At 67.1% G+C, this 11,560-nt stretch carries 14 protein-coding genes; 4 read left to right on the top strand and 10 right to left on the bottom strand.

Annotated features, from left to right (window positions below):
* Positions 1-48: 48 nt before the first annotated feature.
* Genes G0Q01_RS05345 through G0Q01_RS05335 form a run of 3 tightly spaced genes read right to left on the bottom strand, consistent with a single transcriptional unit; the run spans position 49 to position 2,874 of the window.
* Positions 49-495: a MarR family winged helix-turn-helix transcriptional regulator gene (locus G0Q01_RS05345; RefSeq protein WP_164189767.1), complete on the bottom strand. Its 447-nt coding sequence runs from the start codon at positions 493-495 to the stop codon at positions 49-51.
* On the bottom strand, positions 492-2,063 hold the full coding sequence (locus tag G0Q01_RS05340; RefSeq protein ID WP_164189765.1) for an NAD(P)/FAD-dependent oxidoreductase: 1,572 nt from the start codon (positions 2,061-2,063) through the stop codon (positions 492-494). Before G0Q01_RS05340 ends, G0Q01_RS05345 begins: the two co-directional genes overlap by 4 nt.
* 19 nt (positions 2,064-2,082) lie before the next feature.
* Positions 2,083-2,874, bottom strand: coding sequence for a cyclase family protein (locus G0Q01_RS05335; protein WP_164213059.1), 792 nt, complete (start codon positions 2,872-2,874; stop codon positions 2,083-2,085).
* 358 nt (positions 2,875-3,232) lie between these two features.
* Between G0Q01_RS05335 and G0Q01_RS05330 the strand changes: the two genes are divergently transcribed.
* The 3 genes from G0Q01_RS05330 to G0Q01_RS05320 are packed head-to-tail and all read left to right on the top strand — an operon-like array spanning position 3,233 to position 5,336.
* Entirely contained in the window at positions 3,233-3,661 is a 429-nt protein-coding gene (locus G0Q01_RS05330) for a cupin domain-containing protein (protein WP_108970575.1), read from the top strand.
* A gap of 26 nt (positions 3,662-3,687) precedes the next feature.
* Positions 3,688-4,530, top strand: a complete 843-nt coding sequence (locus G0Q01_RS05325) for a fumarylacetoacetate hydrolase family protein (protein ID WP_164189761.1) — start codon at positions 3,688-3,690, stop codon at positions 4,528-4,530.
* Positions 4,527-5,336: an SDR family NAD(P)-dependent oxidoreductase gene (locus G0Q01_RS05320; protein ID WP_164189759.1), complete on the top strand. Its 810-nt coding sequence runs from the start codon at positions 4,527-4,529 to the stop codon at positions 5,334-5,336. The genes G0Q01_RS05325 and G0Q01_RS05320 overlap by 4 nt, the downstream gene beginning before the upstream one ends.
* Before the next feature lie 91 nt (positions 5,337-5,427).
* Here the strand turns inward: G0Q01_RS05320 and G0Q01_RS05315 are convergent, their stop codons facing one another.
* The 6 genes from G0Q01_RS05315 to G0Q01_RS05290 form a co-directional block, all read right to left on the bottom strand.
* Positions 5,428-5,892, bottom strand: a complete 465-nt coding sequence (locus tag G0Q01_RS05315; protein ID WP_108970572.1) for a MarR family winged helix-turn-helix transcriptional regulator — start codon at positions 5,890-5,892, stop codon at positions 5,428-5,430.
* Positions 5,893-6,024: 132 nt separating this feature from the next.
* Positions 6,025-6,417, bottom strand: coding sequence for an acyl-CoA thioesterase (locus G0Q01_RS05310; protein WP_164189757.1), 393 nt, complete (start codon positions 6,415-6,417; stop codon positions 6,025-6,027).
* On the bottom strand, positions 6,410-6,823 hold the full coding sequence (locus G0Q01_RS05305) for a RidA family protein (protein WP_108970570.1): 414 nt from the start codon (positions 6,821-6,823) through the stop codon (positions 6,410-6,412). Before G0Q01_RS05305 ends, G0Q01_RS05310 begins: the two co-directional genes overlap by 8 nt.
* Before the next feature lie 13 nt (positions 6,824-6,836).
* On the bottom strand, positions 6,837-7,265 hold the full coding sequence (locus tag G0Q01_RS05300; protein ID WP_370457156.1) for an acyl-CoA thioesterase: 429 nt from the start codon (positions 7,263-7,265) through the stop codon (positions 6,837-6,839).
* Positions 7,262-8,005 (bottom strand): SDR family NAD(P)-dependent oxidoreductase, encoded by a 744-nt coding sequence (locus tag G0Q01_RS05295; protein WP_164189755.1) that lies wholly within the window; start codon positions 8,003-8,005, stop codon positions 7,262-7,264. The genes G0Q01_RS05300 and G0Q01_RS05295 overlap by 4 nt, the downstream gene beginning before the upstream one ends.
* A complete protein-coding gene (locus G0Q01_RS05290) occupies positions 8,002-10,287 on the bottom strand; it encodes a bifunctional salicylyl-CoA 5-hydroxylase/oxidoreductase (RefSeq protein WP_164189753.1) in 2,286 nt (761 codons plus the stop codon). Before G0Q01_RS05290 ends, G0Q01_RS05295 begins: the two co-directional genes overlap by 4 nt.
* Positions 10,288-10,565: 278 nt before the next feature.
* On the opposite strand from G0Q01_RS05290, the gene G0Q01_RS05285 reads away from it, so the two are divergent.
* Entirely contained in the window at positions 10,566-10,985 is a 420-nt protein-coding gene (locus tag G0Q01_RS05285; protein WP_164189733.1) for a thioesterase family protein, read from the top strand.
* Between the two features lie 82 nt (positions 10,986-11,067).
* On the opposite strand, the gene G0Q01_RS05280 is transcribed toward G0Q01_RS05285, so the two are convergent.
* Positions 11,068-11,559: a flavin reductase family protein gene (locus G0Q01_RS05280; RefSeq protein WP_164189731.1), complete on the bottom strand. Its 492-nt coding sequence runs from the start codon at positions 11,557-11,559 to the stop codon at positions 11,068-11,070.
* Between the last annotated feature and the right edge of the window lies 1 nt (position 11,560).

Genomic DNA, 11,560 nt, shown 5'->3' with positions numbered 1-11,560 from the left:
TGCCGATCCCGGGCTGGTCAGAGATGACGCCCGTCCGGTCTTTTCGTGTCAGAAATCGTGGTGTCGGATGTCGTGCAGCACGCGCTGCAGCAGATCGTTCAGCGTCGCGCGCTCTTCGTCGTCGAGCGCCTGCAGCATGCGGTCGCGCATCGCCTGCATCGCCGGCCAGGCGGTCTCGTAGGCGGTGCGGCCCGCGTCGGTGAGGCTGATCTTGCGGAACCGGCTGTCGCCGTCCTGCGCCTCGCGGCGCACCAGCCCGGCGCTTTCCATCGCGTCAAGCGTGCGCGACAGGGTCGGCTGCTTGATGACGGTCAGCACCGACAGCTCGGTGATCGTGTAAGGCCCGCTCTCGGCCAGCACCGCCAGCGCCCGCATCTGCGGCACCGAGACGCCGACCTCCTTGAGCGCGGTCTCCACGCTCTTGTTGTAGCGCGCGCCGATGCGGTTCAGCAGGTAGGGGGTGAAGGATTCGAGATCCCCGGGCGCGCCTGTCATGCGCCCAACTCCTTGGCCACCAGGAAGCCCGACCCGCCGGACAGGCCCGGCCCGGGGTGGGTCGACGCGCCGATGTGGTAGAGGCCCTTGAGGTCGGTGCCGTGGCGCGTGCTGCCGGCGAACGGCCGCCAGAGGAAGAACTGGTCGAGCGTGCAGGCGCCGCCATAGGGGTCGCCCCCGACGAGGTTCATGTTGTAGCCCTCGAGATCGGCAGGCGAGATCGCGCGGCGGGTGACCACGCTGTCGGCAAAGCCGTCGATGTGCCGCGCGAGAATGGCCTCGATGCGGTCGGCAAAGGCCTCGCGCAGGGTCTCGGTCCAGGCACCGTCGGCGGGCACCTCGATCTCTCCGGCGGCATCGCCCTTCACCTGGCGCGGTGCCTCGGGCATCTGCAGCCAGAGCACGCTCTGGCCCTCGGGGGCGCGGCTCGGGTCGGCGGCGCAGGGCTGGCCGACGCAGATCGTCGGCACCTCGGGCAGCATGCCGCGCTCGGCCTCGTTCCCGGCCTTGGACACGCCGTCGAGCCCGGGTGTCAGATGCAGCAGCTGCACCGTCTCGAGCCCCTCGGTCTTCCAGTTCACCGGCCCGTTCAGCAGGTAGTGCAGCTGGAAATTACCCTTTCCATAGCGGTATTTGCGCAGGTCATCCTGACGTGCGGGCTCGGCGGCGAGCGTGCCGTAAAGCTGCTGCGGCGTGACCGAGGCGAGCACGGTCTTCGCGGCAATCGTCTCGCCGCTGGCGAGCCGCAGGCCGGTGGCCCGGTCCCCGTCGCGGGTGATCTCGGCAACCTCGGCAGAGGTGCGTACAGTGCCGCCGTGTTCCTCGATGATGGCAATGAGCCCGCGCACCATGTTGGCGGCACCGCCCTTGACCACCGGGGCCGAGGCGGCCTCGAGCGCGAAGCCGATCACCTTGCCCATCTGTCCCGAAAATGCCGCCTCCGGGCCCAGCCCGGCGTGCAGGCACCAGGGCGCCCAGAGCGCCCGCGACAAATCGCTTTCGAAGGCGCTCTCGAGCCAGGACCGCATCGGCTGCAGCGCCCCGCCCATCACCGTGGCAAGGCCGCGCGGCTTGCGCTTCCAGGTCTCCTTGGCGAGCAGCTTGGCGGTCTGCTTCGACCAGGGATCGCCCCCCATCAGGCCAAAGAGCAGCTCGGCGTCGGCGCCGAAGGCCTCCAGATCGCGGGCCAGCTGCGCGCCGTCGCCGTCATGGGCCGCGTCAAAGGCCGCGACATTGGCGGCGCGGTCGGTGGTGTAGGTCAGCGCGCGCCCGTCCGGCAGCAGCACGCCCGTCGGCGTGTCGGTGGCGCAGAACTCCACGCCATGCCGGGCCAGATCCGCGCCGAGCGCGCCATGGGCGCCGCCGGTGACCCAGAGAACGAAGGTGGTGGCGAGGGGATCGTAGGTGACCCCCTCGGCCAGGTCCTCGGAGCGCATGCAGCCCCCCGCGACCGCCTCGCGTTCGAACACGGCGACGCGCTGTCCCGACCGGGCGAGCAGGGCCGCCGCGGTCAGCGCGTTGATGCCGCTGCCGATGATGGCAACGTCGGGAGAGGTCGGGACGGTCATCGGCGCGCGCTCCTTCGTCTTAGGCGGCGACCAGCGCCAGCGCGCGGATCGGCGAGCCGGTGCCCTTGACGATCTTCAGCGGCGCGGCGACGAGGATCGCCCCCTTGGCCGGCAGCTTGTCGAGGTTGGTCAGCGAGGCCAGCCCGTAGCGGTTGTGCTTGTGCAGAAGGTTGTGCGCGGGGAAGGGGATCTCGAAGCCGCCAGCGGCGCCGGCGTCGGTGCCGATGCACTGGGTGCCCCAGCCGAGCGCCTTTTTCTCTTCCATCAGGTACTGGATCACCTCGGCGGTCGGGCCGGGGGTGTGCGGGCCCGCCTCGTCGGCGTTGAGATAAGCCGCCTCGTCGCCGTTGTACTGGTCCCAGTCGGTGCGCATCAGCACCCATTCGCCTTCCTTGATCTCGCCGTGCTCGGCCTCCCAGGCCTTCACGTGCTCGACCGTCAGCAGGAAGTCGGCATCCTCGGCGGCCTCTTTCGAGCAGTCGATGACATTGGCGGGGGCGGCGAAATACTGCGGGTTGATCGTGTCGACCGAACCGTCGGCATAGTCCTTGCCGGTGATCCAGTGATGCGGCGCATCGTAGTGGGTGCCCGAGTGCTCGCCGATCTTCAGCCAGTTCCACGCCCAGAACGGGCCGCGGTCGCCGTATTGCGAGATCTTGTGGATCTCGATCTTCGGCGTGTCGTCGGCAATCTCCGGCGGCAGCTTCAGCAGCGGCGTGTCGGGGCCGAGCGGGGCGGTGCAGTCGATCACCTGGATCGACCCGTCGAGCAGGCCGCTGGCCAGCGTCGCGAGGGCGTCTTGGTTGGTCATTCGGAGGTCTCCCTGTGGTGGTGTCAGTGACTCGTTGGCCGGTCGTTCTTTGCGGTACATGCAAATACATATAATTTTTTTCTTCAAGAACGAAATTTATAATCCTGTCATTTTTTGGCCCTGATCGGGTATCCCTCCGGGCAGAAATGCCGCCGACGCTGCGATTTTGAGCACCTATGCGGGCAATATCTGCAAGGAATACATGTCTCAGGGGCATTCCGAACCATACCCCGCACAGCGACTCCGGGTGCGCAACAGCTCGCCCGCGAGAAATAACTTGAAGCCTAAAACATTTGGCCCTAGCGTTCTTCCCGACGCGGCCGCCGTGCCGCACGGTCTGTCCAGGGAGAGAAGTCACATGACCCAGCAACGAGTCGTTCCCGTCGTCACGCGGTCCGCAGAGCTCGACGAAGGCACCCAGCAATCGGGCGATTGCGTCCGCAAGTCCGGCGTCAGCCCGCAGCACACGCCGGCGACCAAGATCTGGTTCGGCCGCGTCACCAACGAGCCGGGCCACCGCTCGCCGCCGCACCACCATCAGGAATGCGAGACCGGCGGCTACGTGCTGAAGGGCCACGGCCGCATCTACTTCGGCGACGACTACAAGGAATACATCGACATGTTCGAGGGCGACTTCGTCTTCGTCCCGCCCTTCATGCCCCATGTCGAGGTCAACATGAGCACCACCGAAGAGCTGGTCTGGCTCACCTGCCGCACGCCGGACAACCTGGTGGAGAACCTCGAGGATGTGCCGGACGAGGCGCTCGAAGGCTACCGCCGCGCCTGATCGGTGTGGCCTGAAAGGATCATCGCATGAAACTTCTTCGCTACGGACCCGTCGGCGCCGAGCGCCCGGGTCTTCTCGACGCGGACGGCACCATACGTGACCTCGGCGGCATCGTCGCCGATATCGACGGCGCGGCGCTCTCGCCCGAGGGCCTCGCCCGCCTTGCCGCGCTCGACCTCTCCACGCTGCCGCGCGTCGAGGGCAGCCCGCGCATCGGCTCGGCCATCGCACGGCCCGGCAAGTTCCTCTGCGTCGGGCTCAACTACGCCGACCACGCCCGCGAGACCGGCAAGGAGCCGCCCGCCGAGCCCGTGCTTTTCGGCAAGGCGACCACCGCGCTCTGCGGCCCCTATGACGACGTCGAGATCCCCCGCGGCTCGGATCGCACCGACTGGGAAATCGAGCTCGGCATCGTGATCGGCACCCGCGCCAAATATGTCGCCGAGGCCGATGCGCTCGACCATGTGGCCGGCTACGCGCTGGTCAACGACGTGTCCGAGCGCCGTTTCCAGTCCGAGCGCGGCGGCCAGTGGATCAAGGGCAAGAGCCATGACACCTTCGGCCCGGTGGGTCCGTGGATGGTGACCAAGGACGAGATCGCCGACGTGCAGGACATCGACCTCTGGCTCGACGTCGACGGCGAGCGCCGCCAGACCGGCAACACCAAGACCATGATCTTCGGCGTCGCGCATCTGGTGCATTACATCTCGCAGTTCATGACGCTCGAGCCGGGCGACATCATCGCCACCGGCACGCCGCCGGGCGTGGGTCTGGGAATGAAGCCGCCGACCTTCCTCAAGGCCGGGCAGGTGGTCACCCTCGGCGCAACCGGGCTTGGCGAGCAGCGCCAGCTGATGGTGCAGGCATGAGCATCGATTTCAACGGGCTGACGTCCGCGCTGACCGACCTCTCGGGCAAGACCGCGCTGGTCACCGGCGCCGCGCGCGGGCAGGGCGCGGTGGAGGCCGAGATGCTGGCCACCGCCGGCGCCTCGGTGCTGATCTGCGACGTGCTCGAGGCAGAGGGCGTCGCCCTCGCCGAGCGGCTGACGTCCGAAGGTCACGAGGTGCGCTTCAAGCGGCTCGACGTGACCTCCGAGGCGGACTGGGCCGAAGCGCTGGCGCTGGTGCAGGACTGGACCGGCCGGCTCGACGTGCTGGTCAACAACGCCGGGATCATCAACCGCAAGATCATCGCCGACATGTCGGTCGAGGAATGGCGCAAGGTGCTCGACGTGAACGCCACCGGCGCCTTTATCGGGGTCAAGCTCGCGGCGCCGATGATGGCCAGGACGGGGGGCGGCTCGATCGTCAACATCTCGTCCAACAGCGGCTTCTCGGGGCATTACGATCCGGCCTATACCTCGTCGAAATGGGCGCTGCGGGGGCTGACGCGCACGGCGGCGATGGAATTTGCCGAACAGGGCGTCCGGGTCAACGCGATCTGCCCGGGGCTCATCGTCACCGACCTCAACCGCGGCTCGCCGCACCTCGGCCCGATGATCGGCATGACCCCGATGCAGCGCGCGGGCGAGGCGACGGAGGTGGCGCAACTGGTGCTCTTTCTCGCATCGGACGCGTCGGGCTTCATCACCGGCGAGGATTTCGTGATCGACGGCGGCTTCACCGCCGGAGCGGGCTACCGCCGCGTCGCGCGCGAGACCGGGCTGCTCTGATCCGCCGGCAGAGAATTGTCAGCTGACAATTGCAAAGGCCCCCGCACAGGATGCGGGGGCCTTTCGTATCTGCATCTCGCGGTCGGGCGGCTCAGTGCTTGTTGCGGATGTCGAGCATGATCGAGATGCCGCGCGCCGCGTCGGTCTCGGAGATCTCGGAGAACATCCCGTCGATCCAGCGCAGGTGCTCGGCGACCATCTCGTCCATCAGCGTGCGCCCGGCGGGGGTGATCAGCACGCGAAAGGCGCGGCGGTCGCTCTCCACGGTCTGGCGCTCTGCCAGCCCGTCGGCGACCAGCCGGTCGACCACGCCGGTCACATTGCCGTTCGAGACCACCAGCTGCTGCGACAGCTCGCTCATCTTCATGCCTTCGGGCGCCGCATGCAGCGCCGCCAGAACGTCGAAGCGGGGCAGCGTGGTGTCATAGCCCGACCGAAGGCGCTCGCGCAGCGTGCCCTCGACGTGGCGCACGGCCTTGAGCATTTGCAGCCAGAGGCGCAGGCGCTGGCGGGCGAGGTGCTCGTCAGTCACCTCGTGTTCGGTCGGTTGTTCCATCAGTCACTCTCGGCGGAAGATTGTGCCAAACCGTTTCAGGTCTCGACTTTAAAGGTTGCGTGTATGCCGCAGAGACGCAATCGAAAAGGCGAAAACTGCCGAAGTGCGCGCGCGTTGTGGCGCGACGATGCTTCAGGCCGGAAGCTTGCGCGGCTTGCCCGCCTCGTCGATCGCCACCAGCAGAACATCGGCGCTGAGGATCCGGCGGCAGGCGCCGTCGGGCTCGGCCCAGGCCGTGACCGCAAGGTTGAACGAGCTGTTGCCGCGCCGGCTGAGATCGGCGTGCAGGGCAAATTCCTCGCCGCCGTAGAGGGGCGCGTGGAACTGCACCTCCTTGAGCGCCGCGATCACCACGTCGCCGCCCGAGATCTTCCGGCCCGCGAGCCCGGCGCCATGGTCGAGCTGCGACAGGATCCATCCGCCGAACACCGGGCCGCGCGCCGTCGTCTCGGACTGCGGCGCGACGGTGAGGATGCGCGGCGCGCTGTCCGGGCGCACCGCGAGATCAGCGCCGACGTCAGCCATGGGGGATGACCGCCGTGGCCTCGATCTCGACCTTCGCCGCGTCTTCCATCAGGGCGCAGACCTGCACCACGGCCATGGCCGGGAAGTGGCGGCCGATCACCTCGCGGTAGGCGGCGCCGAAGCCGCGCAGGTTGTCGAGATATTCCTGCTTGTCGGTGATGTACCAGGTCAGCCGCACCAGGTGCTCGGGGCGCGCGCCCGCCTTGTCGAGCACGGCGACAATGTTCTCGAGCGTCTGGCGGAACTGGCCGACCATGTCGGCATGCTCCCATTCCTGCTGCGCGTTCCAGCCGACGAGCCCGCCGGTGAAGACCATCCGGCCCTCGGCCATGACGCCATTGGCATAGCCCTTGGCCGGCACCCAGCCGTCGGGTTGAAGGAACATGTGGGGTGTCAGTGCGGTCATGCGTCGGTCTTTCTCAATCGGGGGTCTTGGCAATCAGGTAGCGGGTCATGGCGTCGCGCATCTCGGCGGGCCATGCGGCGGAGGTGCCCTGCGCGACATCGGCGTGGATCACCGTGGCCTGGCAGGTGAAGCGGCGCTCGTCGCCGCTGGTGCAGGTGATGAGGAAGGTGGCCGAAGAGCCGCCAATCCGTTTCACCCCGAGCGACAGGTCGAGCCAGTCGCCGAGCCGGGAGGGCGCGTGGAAGCGGCAATCGATCTGACCCATCGGGGTCGCCATGCCGGTGCCGGAGATCATCCGGTCCCAGCCCATGCCGACCGCATCCGCGAAGAAGCGTTCCTGCACGGCAGAGATCATCTCGAAATAGCGCGGGTAGAAAACGATCCCGGCAGGGTCGCAATGGTTGAACTCCACCTGCCTGCGGATCGTGAAGGTCTGGCTCACGTCTCGCCTCCGGAGATCGAGATCGCCTGCCCGGTGACCATCTCCGAGCCCTCGCCGCAGAGCCAGAGGGCGGCGCGGGCCACGTCCTCGGGCGGCACCAGCCTCTGCATCGGGTTGGTCGCCTCGAGCGAGGCGCGGGCCTCCTCGGCGGAGCGGCCGGTCTTTTCCACGATATTGGCGATCGAGCGCTCGGTCATCTCGGTGTCGAGGAACCCGGGGCAGAGCGCATTGGCGGTGATGCCCTTGCGGGCAAGCTCCAGCGCCACGGATTTCACCAACCCGATCACGCCATGCTTGGCCGCGGCATAGGGCGCGACATAGGGATACCCCTTGAGCCCGGCGGTCGAGGCGATGGCGATGAGCCGGCCCCAGGGCTTGTCCTTCATCGCCTTTGCCCCCTCGCGCAGGGTCAGGAAGGTGCCGGTGAGGTTGACCGAGACCATCCGCTCGAAGGCGGCAAGCTCGGTGCGCGTAAAGGGCGCGCTCTCGGAGGCGCCGGCATTGGCGATGACGATGTCGGGCGGGGCCTCGGCGATGGCGGCAGAGATCGCCGCCTCGTCAGTGATGTCGCAGAGCACGGCGCGGATCCCCGGGTGCCGCGCGGCGACCGTCTCGAGCGGCTCCATGCGGCGCCCGCAGATCACCACCTCGGCCCCGGCCTCGGCGAAGGCCAGCGCGAGCACCGCGCCGACCCCGGAGCCGCCGCCGGTGACGAAGGCGGTTTTGCCCGCGAGGCTCATGTGGCCATCGCCTTGGCGCGTTCGGCCAGCGTGTTGGCCTGCCGGCGCCCACCCTCATAGGGCTTCGGCCAGGCTTGCTCGGTGTCGCCAAGCTCGACCGCCGCGTGCAGCGTCCAGTAGGGATCGGCCAGATGCGGGCGGGCGAGCAGCACGAGGTCAGCACGGCCGGCCATCAGGATCGAATTGACGTGGTCGGGCTCGTAGATATTGCCCGCGACCAGCGTCGGGGCGCCGATCTCGTTGCGCACGCGGTCGGCAAAGGGCACCTGGAACATGCGCCCGTAGACCGGCTGCTCGGCCTTGTCGGTCTGGCCCGACGAGACGTTGATCGCATCGGCGCCCGCTGCCTTGAACATGGCCGCGATCTGCACGGCCTCTTCCGGGGTCACGCCGTCTTCGCCCATCCAGTCATGCGCCGAGATACGCACCGTCATCGGCTTGGTCGCGGGCCATTCGGCGCGCATGGCGGCGAAGATCTCGAGCGGGTAGCGCATGCGGTTCTCGAGGCTGCCGCCGTAGGCGTCGTCGCGCCGGTTGGTGATCGGCGAGATGAAGGAGGCCAGCAGGTAGCCGTGGGCGCCGTGCATCTCGATCATGTCGAAGCCCGCTTGGTCGGCGGCGCGCACGCTCTCGATGAATTGCTCTGCCACCCTGTCCATGTCGGCGCGGTCCATCGCCTTGGGGACCACGTTGCCCTCCATCAGCGGGATCGCCGAGGCGGCGAGCAGGGGCCAGTTTTCGCCTTCGGCGAGCGGCTTGTCGATGCCGTCCCAGGCGAGACGGGTCGAGCCCTTGCGCCCGGCATGGCCGATCTGGGCACAGATCTTGGCGTCGGTCTCGGCGTGGACGAAGTCGGTGAGGCGCTTCCAGGCGGGCACCTGCTCGGGGCCGATGCAGGGGCAGCCCGGGGTGATCCGGCCGTCCATCGACACGCAGAGCATCTCGGTGAACACCAGCCCGGCGCCGCCCTTGGCGCGCTCGGCGTAATGCACGAAGTGCCAGTCGTTGGGCATGCCGCCGGTCGCCTTGTACTGCGCCATGGGCGAGACGACGATGCGGTTCTTCAGCTCCATGTCGCGCAGCTTGAAGGGGGCGAACATCGGGCGGCGGGTCGAGTTGCTGCCGGCCTGGCTGTGGAACCAGCTTTCGGCAGAGGCCAACCATTCGGGGTCGCGCAGGCGCAGGTTCTCGTGGCTGATCCGCTGCGAGCGGGTGAGCAGCGCGTAGTTCAGCTGCATCATGTCGAGCCCGAGGTAGCGCTCGACCTCCTCGAACCACTCGGTCGAGTTGCGCGCGGCCGAGGTCACCCGCAGCACCTGCAGCTTGCGCTCGTCCTCGTAGGTCTGCAACGCCTCGGCGAGGGGCTTGTCGCGCGACAGTTCCTCGGCCAGCGAAATGGCGCTTTCCATGCCCAGCTTGGAGCCCGAGCCGATCGAGAAATGCGCCGTTGCCGAGGCATCGCCGAGCAGCACCACGTTGTCGAAGAACCAGTTCTCGCAGGTCACCCGCGGGAAGCGGATCCAGGCCGAGCCGCGGATGTGGTTGGCGTTGGTCATCAGCGCGTGGCCGCCGAGGTGCTTGGCAAAGATCTTCTCGCAGAGCGCGATGCTGTCCTGCTGGCTCAGCTTGTCGAAGCCGAAGGCCTCATAGGTCTCGGGGCCGCATTCGACGATGAAGGTCGCCGTGTCGTCGTCGAACTGGTAGGCATGCGCCCAGATCCAGCCGTGCTCGGTCTGCTCGAAGATGAAGGTGAAGGCGTCGTCGAATTTCTGATGCGTGCCGAGCCAGACGAAGTGGTTGCGGCGCATGTCGATCTCGGGGCGGAACTTGTCCTCGAAGTGGCTGCGCGTCTTCGAGTTGAGACCGTCTGCGGCGACCAGAAGGTCGTTGCCCGCCTTCAGTTCCTCGATCTTCTCGGGGGTGATGTCGGTCTCGAATTCCAGTTTCACGCCGAGCTCGCGGGCGCGCTGCTGCAGGAGCAGCAGCATCTGCTTGCGGCCGATGCCGCAGAAGCCGTGGCCGCCCGAGGTCATCGCCTCGTCGCCGCGCACGACCTTTACGTCGTCCCAATAGGCGAACTTGTCGCGGATCATCTTTTCCGAGACCGGATCATTGTCTTCGAAGTTCGCCATGGTCTCGTCCGAGAGCACGACGCCCCAGCCGAAGGTGTCGTCGGCGCGGTTGCGCTCGTAGACGGTGATGTCATGCGCGGCATCGCGCAGCTTCATCGAGATGGCGAAGTAGAGACCGGCGGGGCCCCCGCCAAGGACGGCGATTTGCATGAGACACAGCTTCCCTGTTTGGTTTCCGGTAGATTACCTTCTCGCGAAATTACTTCAAGACTAAAATAACTAGGATCTGAAGCTTCCGGTCCGACCTCCGCGTGGGGATCTTCCCCTCGACCGCGAAACACCCAATAAAACTTGATGCAATCGCACGCTCCTTGACCTCGCGCCCGGCCTGACTATTATTTAGACATAAAATATAAATACGCCGACTCGCTGGCCTGACAAGGGCGTCTTACACCGATCGGGTCGGGCAGGACACGGAGTGACCCCGAATGCCATTCAAAATTCAAAAACCCATGCGGTTTGGTGACTGCGATCTGACCGGGATCGCCTACCATCCGGCCTATCTGTCGATGCTCGTCGACGTGAACGAGGCCATGTTCGCGTCTTTCGGCGTGACCTGGAAGGAGCTGATGTTCGAGCGGCAGCTCGGCCTGCCGAGCGTGAAGATGAACATCGAGTTCAAGAAGCCCGCGGTCTATGGCGACGTGCTGGAATTCAACGTCCACGTGCGCAAGATCGGCAAGTCGTCGCTGGACCTCTACACCGTGGTCACCGTCGAGGGCGAGGTGATCTGGACCATCGAGCAGCTGATCGTGATGACCTCGACCAAGGACCACAAGTCGCACCCCTGGCCCGACGATTGCCGCAAGGGGCTCGAGCAGTACCTGCATCCCGAGATGGCGGCCTGATCCGCAGCCGCCTGTCCGAAACGAAAAGCGCCCCGGCAGTGAGCTGCCGGGGCGCCTTGATTCTGGAGTGCCGCAATGGGCGTCAGGCCACGCAGGCCAGCCGGTGGAATTTCGAGCGGGCGAAGACCAGCGCCTCGCCGCCCGCGAGCACCACATCCTCGATCCGCCCGATGAAGACGGTGTGGCTGCCCGCCTCGGTCGCAGTGGCCACCTCGCAGGAGATGGAGGCCAGCGCACCATCGAGCCGGGGCAGGCCGCGCGGGCAGCTTGACCAGGTGCCGATGGCGAACTTCTCGAGCCCGCTCTGCCCCTGCGCCCCGGCAAAGGCCATGGCCACGTCGGCCTGACCCTGGCCGAGCAGCTGCACGCTGAAGTGGCCGCTGCGGGCAATCTCCTGGCAGGTGCCGGTGCGGTTGTTGACGCAGACCAGGAGGCTCGGCGGGCTGTCGGTCACCGAACAGACCGCGGTGGCGGTGATGCCGCGCCGGGTCTCCCCCGCGCCGGTGGTGATCAGCGTGACCGCCCCGGGAAAAAGCCCCATCGTCTCGCGGAAGGTCGAGATGTCGACGGCCATG

The sequence above is a fragment of the Salipiger sp. PrR007 genome (genome assembly GCF_010499845.1).
Taxonomy (GTDB): Bacteria; Pseudomonadota; Alphaproteobacteria; order Rhodobacterales; family Rhodobacteraceae; genus Salipiger; species Salipiger pacificus_A.
This window is presented reverse-complemented; position numbering and strand designations above follow the sequence as displayed.